The organism is Amycolatopsis sp. NPDC047767 (assembly GCF_040704195.1).
GTDB lineage: Bacteria > Actinomycetota > Actinomycetes > Mycobacteriales > Pseudonocardiaceae > Amycolatopsis.
The window spans coordinates 68,244-88,487 of the sequence record NZ_JBEYSJ010000002.1 but is presented as its reverse complement, the minus strand read 5'-3'; the positions used below and the strand labels follow the sequence as shown (position 1 = coordinate 88,487).

Below are 20,244 nucleotides of genomic sequence, written 5' to 3'. Positions count from 1 at the left end.
GTGCCGCGTGCGGGTACTGGTCACCGGGGCGTCCGGGTTCGTCGGGAGCCGTCTCGCCGAGGCGCTGGCCGAAGGGGGCCACGACGTGCGGGCGATGACCCGCAACCCGGCGAACTACCACGGGGCGGGCACCGCCGTGCACGGCGACGTCGAGGACAGCCGCTCCCTGGCAACGGCCCTCGCGGAGGTCGACGCCGCCTACTACCTGGTGCACGCCCTCGACGCCCGCGATTTCGAACGCCGCGACGCCGCCGCGGCCCGCGCCTTCGCCCTCGCCGCGCGCGCCGCCGGGACCGGCCGCATCGTCTACCTCGGCGGCCTCGGCGACGACTCCGACGACCTGTCCGCCCACCTGCGCAGCCGCCGTCAGGTCGAGTACCTGCTCGCCGGCACCGGCGTGCCCGTGACCGTGCTGCGCGCCGGCATCGTGGTCGGCCACGGCGGCATCTCGTGGGAGATCACCCGCCAGCTCGTGGAGCACCTGCCCGCGATGATCACCCCGCGCTGGGCCGCCACCCGCGCCCAGCCGATCGCGATCGCCGACGTCGTGCGCTACCTCGTCGGCGTGCTCGACGCGCCGGCCGCGGAAGGCCGCACCTTCGAGATCGGCGGCAGCGAACAGCTGGCCTACCTGGACATGCTCCGCCGGCTGGCCCGCATCGAGGGGCGCCGCCCGCTGATCGTGCCCGTGCCGCTGCTCTCACCGCGCCTGTCGTCGTACTGGCTCGCGCTGGTGACCGACGTCGACGTGGCCACCGGCCGCACGCTCATCGACTCCATGGCCAACGAGGTGGTCGTGCGCGACCCGGCGATCCGCGAAGTCGTACCGTTCGAACCCATGGACTTCGACTCCGCGGCGCTGGCGGCGCTGGCCGAACGCGTGCGGGCGGCGTGATGCGGCGCTCGCTGCTCGGGCTGGTCACCGCGGCCGGCACCGGCCTGCTCGGCTGGTCGCTCTCGACGCCACCCGGTTCGGCCCGCTTCCACGGCCGCACGGGCGCCGTCGCCGCCACCTGGATCGCGGGTGGCCTGGCGGCGGGACCGCCCCCGCGGGGCACCTCGTGCCATCCGGTCGCGGGGCCGGTGGCGGTCGCCGTGGGCGCGTTCGGCGTGTTCTACGGCGGCGCGCTCGTCGCCCGGCGCATCCCGCCGTTGTCGCGGGCGATCGCCGGCGTGCTCGCCTACGCCCACCGCGGTTCCGGGCCCGCCGTCTACGCGACGACGCTGATCACCGGCGCCGCCGAGGAGGTCTTCTTCCGCGGCTCCCTGCAGAGCTCCGTGACCCGTGCGCCGGTGGCGACCTCGACGGCGGTCTACGCACTGTCCACCGTGGCCACCCGCAACCCGGCGCTGGTGCTTGCGTCGATCGTGATGGGGACCCTGTTCGGGCTGCAACGGCGCGCCACCGGTGGCATCCAGGCGCCGCTGCTGACCCATGTGGTCTGGTCCGCGTTGATGCTCACGGCGTTGCCGCCGCTGTTCGAAACTCCGGCCCCGCCCGGGTGACGGGTGCCCGCGCGGGCCGGTACTAGGCTCAGCCGCATGTCGCGCCGATCCCTCCACACGCCCGCCCCGGACGCCGCCGCGCTTCGCGCCCGCCTCGACCGCGCAGCGAAAGCGGCCGCCGCCGCGGACACCGACGCCCTGCTCATCGCCCCCGGCTCCGACCTGCGCTACCTGCTCGGCCAGGCGGGCGGCTCGTTCGAGCGCCTCACCACTCTCGTGGTGCCCGCCGACGGCGTGCCCGCGCTCGTCGTGCCCAAGCTGGAGGCCCCCGGTTACGCCGACGTGCCCACCGCCGAGCTCGGTGTCGAGGTCCTCACCTGGGTCGACGGCGACGACGCCTACCGGCTCGTGGCCGACCGGCTCGGCAAGGCCCGCCGTGTCGCCGTCAGCGACTTCACCCCGGCGCTGCACGTGCTCGCCCTGCGCGCCGCGCTCGGCGACGCCGAGCAGACCCTGGCCGGTCCCGTCGTGCGCGAGCTGCGGATGCGCAAGGATGCCGCCGAGATCGCCGCGCTGCGCGCCGCGGGTGCCGCGATCGACCGCGTGCACGCCCGCGTGGGCGAGTGGCTGCGCGCCGGCCGCACCGAGGCCGAGGTGGGCGCCGACATCGCCGCCGCGATCGTCGAGGAAGGCCACACGATGGCCGACTTCGTGATCGTCGGCTCCGGCCCCAACGGCGCCAGCCCCCACCACGACGTCTCCGACCGCGTGATCGAACGCGGCGACGTGGTCGTGGTCGACATCGGCGGCCCGCTGCCCGAGGGCTACAACTCCGACTCCACCCGCACCTACGCGGTCGGCGAACCCCGCGACGCCGACGTGGCCGCCACCTACGCGGTGCTGCAGCAGGCCCAGCAGGCCGCGGTCGACGCCGTGCGCCCCGGCGCCACCGCCGAGTCCATCGACGCCGCCGCGCGCGAGGTGATCGACGCCGCGGGCTTCGGCGAGTTCTTCATCCACCGCACCGGCCACGGCATCGGCCTCGACGTGCACGAGGAGCCCTACATCATCGCCGGCAACACCCTGGCGCTGGAGCCGGGCATGGCGTTCAGCGTCGAGCCGGGCATCTACCAGCCGGGCCGCTGGGGCGCCCGCATCGAGGACATCGTCGTGGTCACCGAGACCGGCGTCGAGGCCGTGAACACGCGGCCGCACGACCTCGTCGTGCTCGACGCATGAGCGGCCCCCTCGAGCCACTCGACCAGGCCATCGTGCAGGAGCTCGCCGCCGACGGCCGGCGCAGCTTCACCGACCTCGCCGAACGCGTGGGGCTGTCCGTGTCGGCCGTGCACCAGCGCGTGCGGCGGCTCGAACAGCGCGGCGTGATCCTCGGCTACACCGCCCGCCTCGACGGCGAGCAGATCGGCCTCCCGCTCACCGCGCTGATCTCGCTCACCCCCAACGACCCGGCCGCCCCCGACGACTACCCGCAGCGCATCCAGCACATCACGGAGATCGAGTCCTGCTACTCGGTCGCCGGCGACGAGTCGTACATCCTGCTCGTGCGGGTCGCCTCCCCGCTCGGGCTGGAGGACCTGCTGCGCCGCATCCGGGAGGCGGCGAAGGTCTCGACCCGCACGACGGTGGTGCTGTCGACGCCGTTCGAGGGGCGTTCACCGACGTTGTGATCCCGAGTGGTGCTGTCCCGCCGCTGTGACGGCGGGGCAGCACCACTCACCGGGCCGTCTGGTCTCGGCCCAGGGGGAACACCGCGATCGTGTCGAGCATCGTGCGGACCGCGGCCGGCTCGCCGGCCAGCGAAACGCCGTCGAACCCGCCTTCACGGGCCGCGGGCGGACCGGTCAGGAACTTCGCCAGCGCCTCCCGGGTGGCCGTTACGGTGACGTCCGGGCCGGCGGTTTCGCCTCGGTTCAACGTCCAGCGCACGCCGTCGAAGGCGAGCACGAAACTCTCGTCCACGCGCACCAGCCAGCGCGCGGGCTCGATCACGGCACCGACGTCGTCGAGCATGATCCGCACCGCCCACAGCAGGTGCTCCGGATGCGTCGACTCACCGGGCGCCGGCGGTCGCGGTGCGTTGCGCAGGCCCCACAGCGCCAGCTGCTCCAGCGTCGGCACGAGATCCTGCCCGGCCGCGGTCAGGCGGTACCAGACCTCGCGCCGGCCCGGTTCGCGATCGGCGGTGACAATGCCGTCGCGGTCCAGCTCCTTCAGCCGCCGGGTCAGCGTGGTGGGGGTGATGCCACCGAGCGCGGCCACGAGATCGGTGAAGCGGCGCGGGCCGTGCACCAGATCGCGCACGATCAGCAGCGTCCAGCGATCACCGAGCCGGTCCAGGCTCTGGGCGAGCAGGCAGTAGTGGCCGTAGGTCCGGCTTTCCGTCTCCACGTAAGCTATCTTACAGATACTATCTTTGAGATACTGTTGCTGGGGAAGGCGGGCTCATGACCGACATCGACACCCACTACGCGACCGGCCTGTCCCGAGCCGCCATCGAGCAGGCGCTCGTGGCCGCAGGCAAGGACCTCGACCACCTCGCGCCCGCGGACCTCGCCACGCTCGAGGACTTCCACACCATGGGCCGTCTCGCCACGGGTGCGCTGGCCGACTTGGCGGCCGTGACCGCGGCCGATGCGGTACTCGACGCCGGCAGTGGCATCGGCGGCACGTCCCGCTTCCTCGCCGACCGCCACGGCTGCCGCGTCAGCACCGTCGATCTGACCGCCGAGTACTGCGCCACCGCGCGGTGGCTCGACGACCTCGTCGGCCTGCCCGCGATCGACGTCCGCCACGGCGACGTCACCGACCTGCCCTTTCCCGACGCCGCGTTCACGGTGGTGTTCAGCCAGCACGTCCAGATGAACGTCGCCGACAAACCCGCGCTCTACCGTGAAGCCCACCGCGTTCTCGCCCCAGGCGGGCGCCTGGCGATCTGGGACGTCACCGCGGGCACCGCCGAGCCGCTCGACTACCCGCTGCCCTGGGCCGACGAACCCGCCCACAGCCACCTCGCCGGCCCCGACGCGCTGCGTGAGATGGTGGCATCGGCCGGCTTCACCGTGGCGCACTGGACCGACCTCACCGAGACCGCCGCCGGGGTCATGCGGGCCGTGCTGGCGCAGCCGCCGAACCCGCTCGGCCTGCACATCTTCGTGCCAGGCTTCGCGGCGAAGGCCGCCAACCTCACCCGGGGCCTGGCCGACGGCAGGCTGCGGGTGGTGCAGGCCGTCGCGATCGCGTGAACCACCTGCGGGCCCGACCACTGGTACGATAAAAGGTATGGCAACACGTAAGGTCACCCTTTCTCTCGACAGTGGTGCGCTCGAGTTCGCCGAACGAGCTGCGAAAGCGCACGGGATCTCGGTCTCGTCCTGGTTGTCCAAGGCGGCCCGGCGGGAGGCGGTGCGCACGGGCTACACCCCGCAGCAGGCGCCGACCGCGCCGGCGGCCGAGGCGGACGAGGTGGAACGGACGGCGGCGGAAAAGGACATGCGTGCGCAGGGGTGAAGTCTGGACGTACCACCCCCCGACCGAACCGGCGCGGGAACGCACCGTGGTGCTCCTGTCGTCGGACGGGGTGAACGAGTCCGAGCGGCCCTGGCTGCTCGGCACCGAACTGCTCGACCGCGACCCGCAGGACATCCTGGGCGTCGCGATCGACGCGCGGTACTGGGTGTCCACGCTCAACCTGACGCGGCTGTACCGGCCGTGGTTCGACGAGCGGATCGCCGAGATCGACCAGGAAGTGCAGGAACAGATCGACGTCGCACTGCGGGCCGCGCTCGACCTCTAGAGCGGGGCCGGGTCAGCGGTTGGCGACCTCGGGCACGGCGTGGAGCTTGCCGTCGGGCCCGGACAGGCACGCGGCGTTGCCGTCGCGCCCGGCAAGGAACTCCGACAGGCAGTCGGCGATCGCGGCGTGCCCCGCGGCGTTGGGGTGGAACGACTCCTGCAGTGCGTGCTGTGCCCGGTCCGCCTGGCCCAGATCGCTCAGGTGCAGCGTGAGACGCGTGAACCACTCCGAAGCCGGGTTCGCCCCGCCGCTGCACGCCTCGTGGTGCTCACCCGCGCGCGCCAGGTCCAGGAACCGCGCGCCGGACTGCACGGCGGCCTGTTTCAGACCCGCCGAGAGCGTGGTGATGCCCGTGGTCGAGATCCACTGCAGGTCGTCGGTGCGGAACGGGCAGCCGTTGAGGTTCTGCAACCCCGGCGGGACGTCGGTGGCCACGGGCGTGGCGTAGGACTGCAGCACGAGCTGGTAGTCGGCCGGCACGTAACCCGCCTGCGCCAGCACCTTCTTCACATCACCGACGGCGTTGACCACCTTCGGCACCATCGCGTCCACTTTGGACTTCCACGTCTGCCGCAGCGCCACGTTGCACGACGGCGCGCCCACTGTGAACCACGCCTTGAAGCAGTCGGACACCTGCGTGGAGAACTTCGGGTCGTCGTTGGCGCCGATCGCGATCACCACGGCGGCCACCCGGTGGTTCTTCACCACCGCGGCCAGCTGCTGCGCCTGCGACGGCTCACCCCATTGCTTCACGCCACCCAGCGACACCTGCTCCGCCGGCGCCCCCGAACACGCCAGGTTCACCCGCGCCGTGACGTCCGGAATGCGGACCTTCTGCACGAACGCGTTGGCCGACCGGTGGCACCAGTCGCCGTTGCGGCCGTCGGTGTCGGGGGTGTACGCGCCGGCGCCTTCACCGGACACGGTGCTGTCGCCGATCGCGACCACCGTCAGCGGGCCCGTGCCGGGCGGCCCTTTGCGCGGCAGCGGCTGGCCGGGTTTGAGCCCGGGGCCGGAGAACGCGAAGAAGCCCGCGAGCACAGCCACGCAGGCGAGCACCAGGGCTCCCCACCACCACCGGAATCGTCGCATCGCCGCCCGAGTCTAGCGAGCGCACCCGGCTCTGGGGTTTTCCCCGGTCCCGCACTGGGACATTGGTCACCACCCGGAAGGGAGCGGATGCCATGAACGGGCACGAGAAGGACGGACAGCGGCCGCACGAGGCCTTGACCCGCGACGCGGACAAGCGCGCCCGCTACGCGGCCGACACCTACTTCCAGGAGTCGCTCGAGCACCTGCGCGCCCTCACCGGCGACGTCGGACGCTTCGCGAGCGGCCACGGCCTGCTGCTGCTCAAACCCGACGCGATCGCCGCCCGCCGCATCATGTCCACAATGGACTGGCTCGCCGACAACGGCTTCCGCGTCGTCGGCGCCCGCCGCGTGCGGCTCACCCCGGTGACGCTGCGGGCGCTGTGGTACTTCCAGTGGAACACGGCCACCCCGCAGCTGCGCCGCATCGCCGACCACTGCGCCGGCTGCACCGACTCGCTGCTGCTGGTCGTCGCTCCCGCCGGGGACCAGGGCCCGCTCGCGGACCTGCCGGTGCCGGTCCGCCTCACCGAGCTCGTCGGCCCGAGCGACCCCGCCGCCCGCGAACCGGGGCGCCTGCGCACCGAACTCGGCCGCTACGCGCTGCTCAACCTCGTCCACCCCGCAGGAGACCCCGCCGACGTGGTGCGCGACCTCGGCATCTACTGCACCGCCGACGCCCGCGCCGAGCTCGTCGAACAGGTCCTCGCCGGCGCCGACCGCCAGGCCCTCGTGCGCGACCTCGCCCGCGACGTCTACGCCGACAGCCCCGCCCACGACCTCTCCGTCCCGGCCGCGAAAACCCGCCTCCGCCGCGAAGCCGAACGCCTCCTCGCCGGTCACACCCTCACCCCCGCCGCCCGCGCGGCCCTGGCCCCGGCGCTGACGACCGGCGGCGACGAGGCCATCCGCACCATCGTCGAGGCCACCTGGGCCCACCAGCTCGCCCTGCCGGCCTGGGACATCACGGTCGCCGCGGCCGACCTCTACCCGATGACGGTGCCGGGCGCCCGCCCGCTCGTGGCCCCGATGACGGCCGCGGTCTGGCGCCGAGCCGCCCTGCATGCGGTCCGCCACGCCTAGCGAACCGGAAGCGCTCGGTCGCACCGGCGCGGTCGGTACCGCTCATGCGGTGCGCGCTCCGGCCGCTGAGCAGCGTCGACTTCGGTGCTGCGCTGTGGACTCGATCTGAAGCCGTCCGCCGGTATCGGCGCGACCGGAGCGCTCGTCGACCCGCCGCGGTCGGCGTTGGCGTGCGCCTAGTTCTCGGCGACGCCGGCTCGTTTGCGTTCCAGCAGGGCCCGTTCGGCGGCGTTCTCCGTGAGCTCCACTGCCCGGTCGTACGCGGCCACCGCCTCGCCGCGACGGCCCGCGCGTGCCAGCAGGTCGGCCCGGACGGCGTGCCGCAGGTGGTAGCCGTCCAGATCCAGGGCGTCCACCAGAGCCAGTGCCGGCTCGGGCCCGTCGACCTCCGCGACGGCCACCGCACGATGCAGCGCCACCACGGGCGTCGGCGTCAGGAGCAGCAGGTGGTCGTACAGCTGCACGATCTGCCCCCAGTCGGTCTCGCCGGCGGTGGCCGCGTCGCTGTGGACGGCGTTGATCGCGGCCTGCAGCTGGTACGGTCCGGGCCGGTCGCGGCGCAGGCAGCGGCGCACGAGGTCCTGCCCCTCGGAAACCAGCGCACGATCCCACCGGCCCCGGTCCTGCTCGGGCAGCAGCACCACCGCGCCGCCGGGACCCGTGCGGGCAGGACGGCGTGCCTCGACCAGCAGCATCAGCGCCAGCAACCCCAGCACCTCGGGCTCGTCGGGCATCAGCGAAGCCAGCACTCGTCCCAGCCGGATCGCCTCCGCCGCGAGGTCGGGGCGGTCCAGCGACGCACCGGACGTCGCCGTGTGGCCCTCGGTGAAAACCAGGTACACCACGGCCAGCACGGCGCCGAGACGGGCGGGCAGGTCGGCGTCGGCGGGAACGCGGTAGGGGATGCCGGCGTCGCGGATCTTGGCCTTGGCGCGGGAGATGCGCTGCGCCATCGTGGGTTCCGGCACGAGGAACGCGTGGGCGATCTCGGCCGTCGTCAGGCCGCCCAGCAGCCGCAGGGTGAGCGCGACGCGGGCGTGCTGGGCGAGCGCCGGGTGGCAGCAGGTGAAAACGAGGCGGAGCCGTTCGTCACGCACCGGGCCCTCCTCGACCGGTTCCGGGCCGGCGTGCAGAAGGGCGGCTTGCGCGTGCCGGTCGGCGCGCGAGGCCTCGCGGCGCAGGCGATCCAGCGCCCGGCGGCGAGCCGTGGTCACGAGCCAGCCCGCGGGACTCGGCGGCAGCCCGTCGGCCGGCCAGCGGCTCGCGGCCACCGCGAAGGCCTCCTGCACCGCTTCCTCGGCGACGTCGACGTCGCCGAACACCTTCACCAGCACCGCCACGGTCCGCCCGTACTCGGCGCGGAACACCCGGTCCAGCGCGTCCACAGTGGACACGCTCAGGCCTCGCCCTGGAACGGCCGGACCTCCACCGGCAGCGTGGTGATCTCCGCGAGCCGCCCGGCCCAGCCGAGCGCGGCGTCGAGGTCCGGCGCGCGCACGATCGTGAACCCGCCCAGGTGCTCCTTGCCCTCGGTGAACGGGCCGTCGGTCATCAGCAGGTCACCGTCCTTGGCGCGTACGACCGTCGCCGAACCCGGCGCGTGCAGGCCACCGGAGAAGACCCACGCGCCGGCGGCCTTCATCTCGGCGTTGAGCGCGTCCAGCCGGTCCACGATCCGGTCGAGCTGTGCGGCCGACGGCGTGGGTCCGTCGGGCTGGTAGACGCTGAGCAGGTACTGCTTCATGGCTCGATCCTTCCCTCTCGTCACCCGTTACACGAACGGCCGAAGGGCGTTTCGACACCGCCGGCATCTGCCGACGACAAAGGGCTCTTCGCCGGAGCGACGCCGGCGAAGAGCCCTCGTACCCGTCGCGCGCCGCTACGGGTAGCTGACCACGTTCACCGGCACCGTGCCGGACGGAGTCGCCGCGCCGGTGTCGTTGACGACGTGCGTGATGCTGCCCCGGGTGTTCAGCGACACCGTGAGCAGGCTGTGCAACCGCACGCCGGGCGCGGTCGGCACCTCGAACGCGTGGTAGCTCGACACGGCGGGGTTGGTGTCGAAGAAGCAGTAGCTGCCCAGGCCCCACGCCTCGTGCGAGGTCACGTTCGCCCCGACCTTGTAGGCCGCGTACCCGGCGACGCCCGAGGGCGCGTTCCACGACGCCTGGTCCGGCACGTCGTAGGGCATCTCGTTCTGGAAGAAGATCGTCCGCCCGCGCTGGCCGTTCCAGATCACCTGGTACTTCTGGTAGTGCTCCACGAACAGGCCGGTCGCGAGCACGTCGTCGCCGTTGACGAGCACACCGGTATCAGCGGTGTTCGTGGTCCAGCCGACCGTTCCGGGGTTGCCGTGGTCGGCGCGCCAGGCCCACGTGTGGTCGACGATCGTGTCGTCGCTGTTCACGACCAGGCTCGTGGTGGCCTTGCCGGCGAGCTCACCGCCGACGCGGAAGAACACGTCCTGCAGCGTCGTCGGGTCCGCCGAGTGGTCGACGTGCGACCCGGCCGTGCCGACGGTCAGCAGCGACTGCGAGTTCGTGGTGCCCGCGTCGAAGAGCAGGCCCTTCACCCGCACGCCGTCGACGTCGGCGACGTGCATGGCGTCGACCCCGTTGTCGGGCACCAGCGTCGGGTAACCGATGCCGAGCACGACGGTGTCGGCGCGCGTGACGTTCAGCGTCTGGTCGAGGTGGTACACGCCGGGGGTGAAGAACAGATTGCAGCCGGCGGCCAGGGAGCTGTTGATCGACGCCGCGGTGTCACCGGGCTTGACCACGCGGAACTGGCTCATCGGCAGCGACGTCCCCGGCGTGGAGCCGCCGGCCCAGCTCGGGCCCGACGCGTTGGTGCGCAGGGCGGGCAGGAACACGCGGTAGTTGCCACCGTCGAGGTAGAGATAGGGCACGTCGCGCGAGACGGGCGTGGTGGCCAGCGTCGTCTCAGGCGGGTTCGGGAACGTGTTCGCCGGCGCGCCGGTGGTGCCGGAGAAGACCATGTTCCACACGCCGCCGTCCCAGCTGCCGAACGCGGAGTCGCGGGTGTACCACTGCTGCTGCGAGATCGACGCGGTCTGCCCGGACACGCGCGTGTCGGCCACGTAGCCGCCGCTGGCGAAGCCGAAGCCGGCCGGGTAGAGCTGCAGCCCGCCGCGGATGTCCATCCGCCGGAACGGTGCGGCCTGCGCCACGGCCCACCGGTCGTTGCCGCTGGAGGGGTTCACGGCCATGTTCTCGGCCGAGCGCCAGAAGTTCTGCAGCGCCACGCCCTGGTCGGAGGCGTTGAACGCGTCGACGGTGATGTCGCCGTTGATCGTCACGTCGTCGGGGTTGCGCCCGAGCCCGGCAACGGAGGTGTAGAAGCCGACGTCATCGTGCACGGCGTAGGTGCCGGGCTTGAACAGGTGTGCCACGCGGCGGTCGGCGAACTGCGCGGTCTGCGTGTCCTTCTGGGCGTTGAAATCGGCGTCGAGCTGCGCCTGGATCGACGCGGCGGACATGCCCGGGTCGAAGATCCGCACGTTCGGCCCGAAGTCGGGGACGTCGGGCTGCGCCGGGCAGCCGGCCTGCGTGCCGCCGCCCTGGGTGAACGTGAAGTGCGGGGTGTCGAACTGAGGCCCGTTCTTCTCGTAGGTGAACCAGTAGTCGAGCACGCTGCCGCTGCCGAGCCCGCCGACGGTGGTGCGCCAGGTGCCGCCGCCCTCGGTCATGCGCACGTTCTGCTGCCCGGCGCCGGGCACACCGGTGTAGTGCACGTCGACGTAGCGCGCCGGGCTCGCCGGGGTGAAGGTGAGCTGCACCTGCTGCGCGCCGGCCGACGCCGCGGCCTGGGTGTAGTCGCCGGCGGCCGAGGCCGGGGGAGCGGCGACCAGCCCGGCCCCCGCCAGGAGCGCGGCGGTGGCCAGTGCCCGGCGCCATCGCGAGGTGCGGGATGGGGAGCTGCGGTCCAAGGTCCGGTTCACGCCGCGACACCTCCGTCGGTGATTCACAGACACGGATTTGTTGCAAGTCACGACAAAGTAACCGCCGGTCGGTGACCCGGACGTCACGCCTTGGTAACAGTTGTCTGGACCAATACGGCCGAGGGCGGGCCAGGCGGAAACAACGGTGTGGAACTTTCCCTCATTCGGACGGGTGACCCGGAACGAGTTACATGCGACCATTCGCGCTGTCTCAGCGTGATCGAGGGAGGCCGTTGTGTCGCGACTCAGGAACTTGGCCCGGGTGCTCGTGGCGGTGGCGCTGGCCGTTCCGCTGGCGGCTTCCACCACGACCGCGGCGAACGCCGCTCCGCTGCTGGCCGGCGGCTTCGTCGACTTCGGGTGCGCGCAGGCCCGCCTGCACTGCCTGGGCAAGGCGATCAAGTCGCCGGACGGGCCGGGACCGTTGGTCGCGTCGACGCCGGTCGGCTACGGACCGGCCGAGATCCAGGCCGCCTACGACCTCGGCGGCCGGCACGCGAACGGCCGCACCGTCGCCATCGTCGACGCCATGGACGCACCGACCGCCGAGAGCGACCTCGCGACCTACCGCGCCGCGCGGGGGCTGGCGCCGTGCACGTCGGCCGACGGCTGCTTCCGCAAGGTGAACCAGCACGGGGCGGCGAGCCCGCTGCCGGCACCGGACTACGGCTGGGCGGAGGAGATCAGCCTCGATCTCGACGCCGTCTCCGCGACCTGCCCCGACTGCCGCATCCTGTTGGTGGAGGCCGATTCCCCGGACACCGACCCACTGATGACGGCCGTCGACACGGCTGCCGCGACGCCCGGCGTCGTGGCGATCTCCAACAGCTACGGCGGCGTCGAGGACCCGACGATCACCGCCGCCGACACCCACCTCGACCACCCCGGCATCGCCATCACCGCGTCGTCCGGCGATGCCGGCTACGGCGTGAGCTGGCCCGCGTCCTCCCCGTATGTCACGGCGGTCGGCGGCACGACCCTGACCAAGGCCGCCGGCACTTCACGTGGCTGGGCGGAAACGGCGTGGTCGGGCAGCGGCAGCGGGTGCTCCGCGCTCGAGCCGAAACCGGAGTGGCAGCACGACACCGCGTGCGCGAAGCGGACCGTCGCCGACGTGGCCGCGGTGGCCGACCCGAAGACCGGGCTCGGCGTGTACGACACGTACAACAGCTGCGGCGGCGGGGCGTTGTGCGACCTGCTGCTCACGCTCGGGCTCGCGCAGGGCGCCGACGGCTGGGTGCAGGTCGGCGGCACGAGCCTGTCCTCGCCCGTCGTCGCGTCGGTGTACGCGCTGGCCGGCAGCGGCGTCACGGCCGGCGCGCGGCCGTACGCGCACCCAGGCGGCCTGTTCGACGTGACCTCCGGCAGCAACGGCTCGTGCGGTGGTTCGTACCTCTGCACCGCCGGCTCGGGCTACGACGGCCCGACCGGTCTCGGCACGCCGAACGGCACGGCCGCTTTCTGACCGGGGCGCCGTGAAATTCGTGGCGTTGTGACCCGCCGCGCCCAGGGGGAGGGTGGGGGGACCGGTGGCGTCACCGGGGCGCCGCCACGACCGGCGGGAGGTGGATCGTGTTCGCTCGCACCACGACGATCCAGCTGAAGCCGGCGTCGCTGGACGACGCGGTCGCGCACGTGCGTGACAACGTGATGCCCGCGGCGCTGGCGACCGAGGGCAACGTGGGACTGTCGATGCTCGTGGGCCGCAAGGACAGCCGCACGATCGTGACCACGGCGTGGCGCTCGGCCGAGTTCATGCACGAGAGCGCGCAGGCGATGAGCGTGCTCCGGCAGCAGGTCGCCGAGATGTTCGGCGGGCCGCCGCAGGTGGAGGAGTGGGAGATCGCGCTGCTGCACCGTGATCACCATTCCGGTGCCGGGGCCGCGGTGCGGGGCACGTGGATGAAGGTGGATCCCGGGAACGTGGACGCCGCCGTCGACGTGTTCAAGATGACCACGCTGCCCGCGCTCGCCGAGTTCGACGGGTTCTGCAGCGCGAGCCTGCTGGTCGACCGCACGAGCGGCCGGTGCGTGGCCTCGATCGGCTACGACAGCGCCGAGGCGCTCGGCCGTACCGCCGAGAAGGCCAACTCGCTGCGCGCGGCCACTTTGCGGGAAGCGGGCGCCGAACGGCTCGACGTCCGCGAGTTCGACCTCGCCATCGCGCACCTGAACGTGCCCGAGATGGCGTGAGCGGTGTCCGGGCCGCCGGTGCGCGGGGAAGCGCACCGCCGGCCCGGCCCGTGATTCACCGCCGGTGAAGTGAATGCGCGGAATGCGCACCGGCGGATGGGGGAACGATTCTCCGTCGTGCCCATTTCCGGGCGACCAAGAAACGTTAGGGCTGCGCATTTCCCGCGGTTACCGTGGTGCGATGGTGATGTCCAGGCGCGCGATTCTCGCCCAAGCCACCCTCGCCGCCGCGGGCGGTCTCGTGTGGACGGCCGGCCCGGCCACGGCCACCGGACGCCCCCGCGTGGAGGACTCGCTGCGCGCGGCGATCCGGCGGCTGCACGAGAGCCCGCACGGGCCGCCGGCCGTCGTCGTCGCGATCGGCCGCGGGTCAGGTACTTCCCTCTACACGGCGGGAGTTCCCCGGCTCGGCGCCCGCCGCTCCCCACGCGCGGACGACCACATGCGGGTCGCGAGCGTGGCCAAGGCGTTCAGCGGCGCGACAGCGCTCTCCCTCGTGAGCAGCGGCCGGCTCTCGCTCGACACCGCCGTGGGCCGGACCGTGCGCGGGATGCCCCGCAAGTGGTCGGCGGTGACGTTGCGGCAGCTGCTCGGGCACACCAGCGGCATCCCCGATTTCAGCGGCACCACCGAATTCCGCGACGCGCTGGTCGCGAATCTGCAGAATCCGCCGCCGCCGCGGGAATTGCTTTCGTACGCCGTGGATCCCGATCTGCTGTTCCGCCCGGGCGGCCGCTACGCGTATTCGAACTCCGACAACATCCTCGTCGCGCTGATGTGCGAAGCCGTCACCGGCCGCCGCTACGAGGACGTGCTCCGGCAACGTGTGCTGCAGCCGCTGGGCCTGCGCGACACGACCCTCCCTTCTGGTCCGGACCTGCCGGAACCCGCGCTGCACGGCTACGACACCACCGTCGCGGGCCCGCCCGAAGACGTGACGACCGCCGTCGCCGCCGGCTGGAGCTGGGCCTCCGGCGGCGTGGTCTCCACCCCCGCCGACCTGGTCCGCTTCATCCGCGGCTACGTCGGCACCACCCTGCCCGACCGCGCCGCCCGGCTCGCCTTCCGCCCGGGCGGCTCCGAACCACCCGGCCCGGGCACCAACGCGGCCGGCCTGGCCCTCTTCCGCTACGACACCCGCTACGGCCGCGTCTACGGCCACACCGGCAACACCCTCGGCTACACCCAGTTCACCGCCGCCACCCCGGACGCCCGCGGCGGCGTCGCGGTCTCCACCACGGCCCAGATCACCCCGACGACCGGCCCACCACTGTTCGGACAGCTGCGCGAGGTGTTCGAACTGGCTGTCGGGGTACTGCTCGCGGAGGGGTAGCGGCGGGTCGGGCGTCATCCGGATTGCCGGCGGCACGTGGGCCAGGTGATGGTCTGGAACGCTCGACCGGAGCCGTAACGAAGCGCAGTCCCCGCACGACTCAGCCTGACGCAGGTGATCTCCGGGGAGGCGTCGGTGTTCGGTGGGCGGAAGCGACAGGAACTCGAAGCGGCGCAACACGAGATCCTGTATTTGCGTGGCGAGCTTCAGCGGCTGGGCGCGCTCGGTTCGGTCGCCATCCAGCAGGAAATCGCCGCTCAGGCGCAGCGGCTCCACGCGGAACAAGCCCGCTACCAGCAGCAAATCTCGGCGATGAACGCCGAGTTCACCCGGCTCCAGGCACAGCTCACGACCCTTCGGGCCGAGGTGGTCGAGACCGACGACGCCCGGCTGATGCAGGAGGTGGGGGTCTACCAATACCGGCACGTGCTCTCCGACGCCGAGGCCTACAAGGCCGAGCTCGAACGGCTGAAAGCCGCCCTGAAAGACATGACCCGGGCGAAGGCCGCCGTCGAAGCATCGAACAGCTTCCACTACAACAACTCGCTGGCCCAGGGGCGCAAGTTCGTCGGAGATCTGTCGAAGCTCATGCTCCGGGCCTACAACGCGGAAGCCGAGAACTGCGTGCGCGTGCTCAAAGCCGGCAATCTCGCGTCCGCGGTCAAGCGGTTGGAGACCGCTGTCCGGACGATCGAGAAGCTCGGGGCGATGGCGTCGATTCGGGTCAACCCCGCCTACCACGCGATGAAGATCCGGGAACTCGAGCTCACCGCCGATTACTTGGCGAAGAAGCAGCAGGAGAAAGAAGACGAACGCGAGCGGCGTGCGGCTCTGCGGGAAGAGCAGAAGGCGTTGCAGGAATACCGTCGCGAACAGGAACGGCTGCTCAAGGAGCAGGGGCACTACCGCAACGCCATCGCGGCCCTGCGGGCCAAGGGCGACCTGGAGGGCGTGGCCGAGCTCGAGCGCAAGCTCGCCGAAATCGAGGCCGCGCTGACGGGTATCGAAGAACGGCAGGCCAACATTCGCGCGGGCTACGTCTACGTGATCAGCAACATCGGCTCGTTCGGACCTGAGGTCGTCAAGATCGGGATGACCCGCCGGCTGGAGCCGATGGACCGGGTGCGCGAACTCGGCGACGCGTCGGTGCCGTTCCGGTTCGACGTGCACGCGCTGTTCTTCTCGCACGACGCGGTGAGGATCGAGCAGCAGCTGCACGCCAAGCTGGAGGACCGGCGGTTGAACCGGGTCAACCGCCGGCGCGAGTACTTCCGGTGCACCCCGGCGGAGGTCAAGGCGCTCCTGCCTGATCTCGCCGGGAACCTCCTCGACTACCGGGACGAACCGGAGGCGTTCGAGTACCGCCAGAGCCTGGGTGAGGTCGCTTCGCCCGCCGCGTGAGGTGATGTCGTCGGCCGCCGTGGGGCGGGTGGGCTGGACCGGTGACGGTGTGGTCCACCCGCCCCGCGGCGGTGCTTGGCTAACGCCCGGCCGCCCCCGTCATCTCGGTCAGCCCCGCCAGCGCCTCCGGCAACGGGCCGCGATGCAGGACACCGAGGCGCTGCGTCGCGCGGGTGAGCGCCACGTACAGCTCAGCAGCGCCTCGGGGACCATCCTCGAGAATGCGGTCCGGGTCCACCACCAGGACGGCGTCGAACTCCAGCCCCTTCGTCTCCGCGGCCGGGACCGCGCCGGGCACGTCCGGGGGGCCGATGACGACGCTGGTGCCCTCGCGGGCGGCTTCCGTGCGCTCGAAGTCCGCGACCGCGGCGGGCAGGTCGGCGTCGGTGACGGGCCGGGACCACGGCTGGACCCCGTTGGCGCGCACCGACTCCGGCGGCCGGATGCCCGGGGCGAACCCGGCGAGCACCGCGGCCGCGACGCTCATGATCTCCGCCGGCGTGCGGTAGTTGACCGTCAGCGACCGGTACACCCAGCGATCGCTGACATACCGCTCCAGCATCGAGGACCACGACGTCGCCCCGGCGGCCGAGCGGCGTTGCGCGAGGTCGCCGACGACGGTGAAGGAGCGGCCGGGGCAGCGGCGCATCAGGACGCGCCAGTCCATTTCAGACAGTTCCTGGGCCTCGTCGACCACCACGTGGCGGTAGGTCCAGTCGCGGTCGGCGGTGGCGCGTTCGACGAGGTCGCGGGTGTCGCGTTCGGTGAACCGGTCGGCGAGGTCCTCGGCGTAGAGGAGGTCCTTGGCGAGCAGGCCGACGTCGTCGTTGAGGTCCTCGCGTTCGATGAGCGAGTCGAGCACGTGGGCGGCGTAGGCGGCTTGGGTCTTGCGCTCCCGTTCCGCCGCCAGCGAGGCTTTCGCGTCGGCGGCCTTGTCGCGGCCCAGCAGGTCGACGAGCTCGTCGAGCAGCGGGACGTCCGACACCGTCCACGCTTCGCCGTCTTCACGCAGCAGTGACGCGTCGGCGCCGGCCGCGCGCAGCCGTTCCGGCGACTCGTACAGCGACGCGAGCAGGCCCTGCGGCGTGAGGATCGGCCACAGCTCGTCGACGGCGGCGGCGAACCGCCGATTGCCGGCGAGGTCAGCGAGCAGGGTGCGTTTGAGGTCGGCGCGTTCCTCGCGGTCGTCGCGGCCCAGCCAGCCGCGGCCGATGCGGGTGATCGCGCGTTCGGTGAGCACGTAGCCGACGATCTCGGTGAACACGTCGCGCGCCTCGTTGTGCGGCAGCCCGCTCGCGCGCGCCTCTTCGACGGCCCACTGCGCGGTCTCGGCGTCGATGCGCACGGTGACGTCGCCGAGCGTGATCGGCACCGGCTCCTCCGGCGTCCGCTGCCGGTCGGCGATCGCGGCCGCCAGCACGTCGAGGATCTTCAGCTCACCCTTCAGCCGCGCCGCCTCCGGCCCGTCCTCGGCCGTGACGTGCAGGCCGGGCACGAAACCGCCGGTGGTCGTGAACACCACGTCCGTCTCGCCCAGCGACGGCAGCACGCGCCCGATGTGGTTCAGGAACGCCGGGTTCGGCCCGACGACCAGCGCGCCGTGGCGTTCCATCCGTTCCCGTTGCGTGTAGAGCAGATAGGCGACGCGGTGCAACGCCACCACGGTCTTCCCGGTCCCCGGGCCGCCCTCGATCACCAGCACGCCGGGGTGGTCGAGCCGGATGATCTCGTCCTGCTCGGCCTGGATCGTCGCCACGATGTCGCGCATGCCCTCACCGCGCGGCGCGTTGACAGCCGCCAGCAGCGCGGCGTCGGCGTCACTGTGCTCGCCGGTACCGGGCCGGCCCAGCACCTCGTCGGTGAACTCGACGACCCGCCGCCCGCGCGTGTGGAACTGACGGCGCCGGCCCACGTTCTCCGGGTTCGCCCCGGTCGCGGTGTAGAACGGGCGCGCCGCCGGCGCCCGCCAGTCCAGCAGCACGGGCCGGTACTCGTCCTCCTCGTCGAACAACCCGATGCGCCCGACGTAGGACACGTCGCCGTCGAGCGTGTCCAGGCGGCCGAAGCACAGGCCGTTGTCCGCCACGTCCAGCCGCCGCACCTCCCGACCCAGCGCACGCACGCGCACGTCGCGCTCCATGGGCGTCCCGCCGTTTTCCCCCAGCGCCGCCTCGTACTCGCCCTTCACCCGCGCCCGCTCCCCGTCGAGCCGCGCGTAAAGCCCGGCGACGTAGGTGCGCTCGGACTGCAATTCCTGTTCGTACCCCTCAGCCGACACAGATCCCCTTCACCATTTCCGCCGCGTTTTCGCAGGTCGCAGCTTCAGGGTGGTGATTGTGCGGCATCACCCGGGTCTTGCCGCAAGCCCCGGGGTGCGTTATAAGTTGATAGTGGCGGGGGAGTGTTTTTCCCGTCCCGCCGTTTTCCGGCCTCAGGAACTCCCTCGAATCGCGTCGTTCACGGTGGCCGACGCCCACCACCGCCACGAACGACTCAGCCGTTCTGCTCAGCCCACCACTTCCGCCCACTTTCCGGCAGCGTCGGAATCGGGTCGTAGTACGGGTACTTCCGCTGCAGCGCCTCAGGATCGGCGTGCTCGATGCCCGTGCGGTAGTTCTTCGTCCAGTACGAGATGCCCAGGTCGCGGTCGTAGTCGGCGAGCTGGTGGACCCAGCGCTTCCCGACGTACGGCACGTCGCAGACGATGCGGGGCGTGGCGTAGCCCGGGAGGTAGCCCATGATGGCGTGCTGGAGGTCCTGGGCTTCCCACACGGCGACGCGCCAGTGTTCGGCGTTGGGGATCATGTCGCACATGTAGAAGTAGTACGGCAGGATGTTCGCCTCGCCCTGCAGGGCGAAGCACAGGTCCAGCAGCGCGGCGGGCGTGGCGTTGACGCCGCGCATGAGCACGCCCTGGTTGCGGACGTCGCGGACGCCGACCTCCAGAGCCGTGCGCGCGGCTTCGGCGACCAGGGGCGTGACGGACTGCGCGTGGTTGACGTGGGTGTGGATGGCGAGGTTCACGCCGCGCCGCTGGGCGGTGACGGCGACGCGTTCGAGGCCTTCGACGACCTTGGGCTGCAGCCAGTGCTGCGGCAGCGCGGCCAGGGCCTTCGTCGCGAGGCGCACGTCGCGGACGGTCTCGATGTCCATCAGGCGCATGAGGAACGCCTCGAGCTGCGGCCACGGCACGTTGGCGACGTCCCCGCCGGACACCACGACGTCGCGCACGCCCGGGGTGCGCTTGAGGTAGCCGATCATCGCGTCCTGGCGGTCGACCGGCTTGAGTGCGAGCTTGTGCTTCTCGACCTGCTCGGTGGAGTTCCCGACGAGGTCCATGCGGGTGCAGTGCCCGCAGTACTGGGGACACGTCGAGATCATCTCCGCGAGCACCTTGGTCGGGTACCGGTGCGTGAGCCCCTCGACGACCCACATCTCCGCCTCGTGCAGCGAGTCGCGCTCCGAGTGCGGGTGGCTGGGCCACGCGAGGTCGCGGTCGCTGCGCACGGGCAGCATGTAGCGGCGGATCGGGTCGGCGTAGAACGCCTCGGTGACCTTCGCCGGGTCGCTGCCGGCGGAGGCGGCCATCGTGTTGAGCATCTGCGGGGGCAGCAGCATCGACATCGTGGCCATTTCACGCTGGTCGGCGAGCAGGTCCTCGTAGAACCGCTCCTGCAGCAGATCACCCATCAGCGCGCGGAGCTGCTTGACGTTGCGCACGCAATGCACCCGCTGCCACTGGGCGTCGCGCCACTCGGCGTCGGTCACGTCGTGCCAGCCGGGGAAGCGGCGCCAGTCCGGTTCCACCAGCTCGGTGCGGGCGTACTCGTACGGCTGGTCGTGGGCGGCAGGCGGCACAGGTTCCTGGATCGCAGTCATCTGTACTCCAGTCATTCATGCTTCAAGTCGTGGGGAACGCGTT

General features: G+C 71.9%; 19 protein-coding genes. 12 read left to right on the top strand and 7 right to left on the bottom strand.

The annotated features are described in order from the left end of the window. Positions 1-7: 7 nt before the first annotated feature. From AB0878_RS03600 to AB0878_RS03585, 4 genes are read left to right on the top strand one after another with little or no spacing between them, the layout of a single operon-like run. Positions 8-895, top strand: coding sequence for an NAD(P)H-binding protein (locus tag AB0878_RS03600; RefSeq protein ID WP_366576136.1), 888 nt, complete (start codon positions 8-10; stop codon positions 893-895). Continuing rightward, a complete protein-coding gene (locus AB0878_RS03595; protein ID WP_366576135.1) occupies positions 895-1,506 on the top strand; it encodes a CPBP family intramembrane glutamic endopeptidase in 612 nt (203 codons plus the stop codon). The genes AB0878_RS03600 and AB0878_RS03595 overlap by 1 nt, the downstream gene beginning before the upstream one ends. A 36-nt stretch (positions 1,507-1,542) precedes the next feature. Continuing rightward, complete coding sequence (locus AB0878_RS03590; protein ID WP_366576133.1) at positions 1,543-2,685, top strand: Xaa-Pro peptidase family protein; 1,143 nt, start codon at positions 1,543-1,545, stop codon at positions 2,683-2,685. Next, positions 2,682-3,134 carry an Lrp/AsnC family transcriptional regulator gene (locus AB0878_RS03585; protein ID WP_009078207.1) on the top strand — a complete coding sequence of 151 codons (453 nt, stop codon included), beginning with the start codon at positions 2,682-2,684 and terminating at the stop codon, positions 3,132-3,134. Before AB0878_RS03590 ends, AB0878_RS03585 begins: the two co-directional genes overlap by 4 nt. Before the next feature lie 46 nt (positions 3,135-3,180). Here the strand turns inward: AB0878_RS03585 and AB0878_RS03580 are convergent, their stop codons facing one another. Further along, on the bottom strand, positions 3,181-3,855 hold the full coding sequence (locus AB0878_RS03580) for a helix-turn-helix domain-containing protein (RefSeq protein ID WP_366576131.1): 675 nt from the start codon (positions 3,853-3,855) through the stop codon (positions 3,181-3,183). Positions 3,856-3,911: 56 nt separating this feature from the next. Between AB0878_RS03580 and AB0878_RS03575 the strand changes: the two genes are divergently transcribed. Genes AB0878_RS03575 through AB0878_RS03565 form a run of 3 tightly spaced genes read left to right on the top strand, consistent with a single transcriptional unit; the run spans position 3,912 to position 5,260 of the window. Then, the gene (locus tag AB0878_RS03575) at positions 3,912-4,709 is read left to right on the top strand and encodes a class I SAM-dependent methyltransferase (protein WP_366576130.1); all 798 of its coding nucleotides are present in this window, start codon (positions 3,912-3,914) and stop codon (positions 4,707-4,709) included. Positions 4,710-4,746: 37 nt separating this feature from the next. Next, the gene (locus AB0878_RS03570; RefSeq protein ID WP_360601484.1) at positions 4,747-4,974 is read left to right on the top strand and encodes a hypothetical protein; all 228 of its coding nucleotides are present in this window, start codon (positions 4,747-4,749) and stop codon (positions 4,972-4,974) included. Next, positions 4,961-5,260, top strand: a complete 300-nt coding sequence (locus AB0878_RS03565; protein ID WP_360601482.1) for a hypothetical protein — start codon at positions 4,961-4,963, stop codon at positions 5,258-5,260. Before AB0878_RS03570 ends, AB0878_RS03565 begins: the two co-directional genes overlap by 14 nt. A 12-nt stretch (positions 5,261-5,272) precedes the next feature. On the opposite strand, the gene AB0878_RS03560 is transcribed toward AB0878_RS03565, so the two are convergent. Next, positions 5,273-6,352: a GDSL-type esterase/lipase family protein gene (locus AB0878_RS03560; RefSeq protein WP_366576127.1), complete on the bottom strand. Its 1,080-nt coding sequence runs from the start codon at positions 6,350-6,352 to the stop codon at positions 5,273-5,275. Positions 6,353-6,444: 92 nt separating this feature from the next. On the opposite strand from AB0878_RS03560, the gene AB0878_RS03555 reads away from it, so the two are divergent. Next, positions 6,445-7,434, top strand: a complete 990-nt coding sequence (locus tag AB0878_RS03555) for a nucleoside-diphosphate kinase (protein ID WP_366576125.1) — start codon at positions 6,445-6,447, stop codon at positions 7,432-7,434. Positions 7,435-7,610: 176 nt separating this feature from the next. Here AB0878_RS03555 and AB0878_RS03550 read toward each other — a convergent pair whose 3' ends face one another. The 3 genes from AB0878_RS03550 to AB0878_RS03540 all read right to left on the bottom strand — a co-directional run bounded on the left by AB0878_RS03550 (position 7,611) and on the right by AB0878_RS03540 (position 11,395). Beyond that, positions 7,611-8,834, bottom strand: a complete 1,224-nt coding sequence (locus tag AB0878_RS03550; protein ID WP_366576981.1) for a sigma-70 family RNA polymerase sigma factor — start codon at positions 8,832-8,834, stop codon at positions 7,611-7,613. Beyond that, positions 8,831-9,178, bottom strand: a complete 348-nt coding sequence (locus AB0878_RS03545; protein ID WP_366576124.1) for a YciI family protein — start codon at positions 9,176-9,178, stop codon at positions 8,831-8,833. Before AB0878_RS03545 ends, AB0878_RS03550 begins: the two co-directional genes overlap by 4 nt. 135 nt (positions 9,179-9,313) lie before the next feature. Further along, positions 9,314-11,395 carry a hypothetical protein gene (locus AB0878_RS03540; RefSeq protein ID WP_366576122.1) on the bottom strand — a complete coding sequence of 694 codons (2,082 nt, stop codon included), beginning with the start codon at positions 11,393-11,395 and terminating at the stop codon, positions 9,314-9,316. Between the two features lie 235 nt (positions 11,396-11,630). Here AB0878_RS03540 and AB0878_RS03535 point away from each other — a divergent pair, with 235 nt between their 5' ends. The 4 genes from AB0878_RS03535 (at position 11,631) to AB0878_RS03520 (ending at position 16,322) form a co-directional block, all read left to right on the top strand. Beyond that, entirely contained in the window at positions 11,631-12,860 is a 1,230-nt protein-coding gene (locus tag AB0878_RS03535) for a peptidase S8 (RefSeq protein ID WP_366576120.1), read from the top strand. A gap of 107 nt (positions 12,861-12,967) precedes the next feature. Beyond that, positions 12,968-13,588 carry a hypothetical protein gene (locus AB0878_RS03530; protein ID WP_366576118.1) on the top strand — a complete coding sequence of 207 codons (621 nt, stop codon included), beginning with the start codon at positions 12,968-12,970 and terminating at the stop codon, positions 13,586-13,588. Positions 13,589-13,769: 181 nt separating this feature from the next. Continuing rightward, positions 13,770-14,921: a serine hydrolase domain-containing protein gene (locus AB0878_RS03525; protein WP_366576116.1), complete on the top strand. Its 1,152-nt coding sequence runs from the start codon at positions 13,770-13,772 to the stop codon at positions 14,919-14,921. A 114-nt stretch (positions 14,922-15,035) separates the two neighbouring features. Then, positions 15,036-16,322, top strand: coding sequence for a DUF4041 domain-containing protein (locus tag AB0878_RS03520; RefSeq protein WP_366576114.1), 1,287 nt, complete (start codon positions 15,036-15,038; stop codon positions 16,320-16,322). A gap of 79 nt (positions 16,323-16,401) precedes the next feature. Here AB0878_RS03520 and helR read toward each other — a convergent pair whose 3' ends face one another. Together helR and AB0878_RS03510 are read right to left on the bottom strand one after the other, a co-directional pair. Next, a complete protein-coding gene (gene helR, locus AB0878_RS03515; protein ID WP_366576113.1) occupies positions 16,402-18,600 on the bottom strand; it encodes an RNA polymerase recycling motor ATPase HelR in 2,199 nt (732 codons plus the stop codon). Positions 18,601-18,815: 215 nt separating this feature from the next. Then, positions 18,816-20,201 (bottom strand): lysine 2,3-aminomutase, encoded by a 1,386-nt coding sequence (locus AB0878_RS03510; RefSeq protein ID WP_366576111.1) that lies wholly within the window; start codon positions 20,199-20,201, stop codon positions 18,816-18,818. Between the last annotated feature and the right edge of the window lie 43 nt (positions 20,202-20,244).

What these genes read in the sequence shown, in the direction of transcription:
- AB0878_RS03595 (WP_366576135.1), top strand. Translation starts at nt 895, where the DNA reads ATGCGGCGCTCGCTGCTCGGGCTGGTCACCGCGGCCGGCACCGGCCTG.
- AB0878_RS03590 (WP_366576133.1), top strand. Translation starts at nt 1,543, where the DNA reads ATGTCGCGCCGATCCCTCCACACGCCCGCCCCGGACGCCGCCGCGCTT.
- AB0878_RS03585 (WP_009078207.1), top strand. Translation starts at nt 2,682, where the DNA reads ATGAGCGGCCCCCTCGAGCCACTCGACCAGGCCATCGTGCAGGAGCTC.
- AB0878_RS03575 (WP_366576130.1), top strand. Translation starts at nt 3,912, where the DNA reads ATGACCGACATCGACACCCACTACGCGACCGGCCTGTCCCGAGCCGCC.
- AB0878_RS03570 (WP_360601484.1), top strand. Translation starts at nt 4,747, where the DNA reads ATGGCAACACGTAAGGTCACCCTTTCTCTCGACAGTGGTGCGCTCGAG.
- AB0878_RS03560 (WP_366576127.1), bottom strand. Translation starts at nt 6,352, where the DNA reads ATGCGACGATTCCGGTGGTGGTGGGGAGCCCTGGTGCTCGCCTGCGTG.
- AB0878_RS03555 (WP_366576125.1), top strand. Translation starts at nt 6,445, where the DNA reads ATGAACGGGCACGAGAAGGACGGACAGCGGCCGCACGAGGCCTTGACC.
- AB0878_RS03545 (WP_366576124.1), bottom strand. Translation starts at nt 9,178, where the DNA reads ATGAAGCAGTACCTGCTCAGCGTCTACCAGCCCGACGGACCCACGCCG.
- AB0878_RS03525 (WP_366576116.1), top strand. Translation starts at nt 13,770, where the DNA reads ATGGTGATGTCCAGGCGCGCGATTCTCGCCCAAGCCACCCTCGCCGCC.
- AB0878_RS03510 (WP_366576111.1), bottom strand. Translation starts at nt 20,201, where the DNA reads ATGACTGCGATCCAGGAACCTGTGCCGCCTGCCGCCCACGACCAGCCG.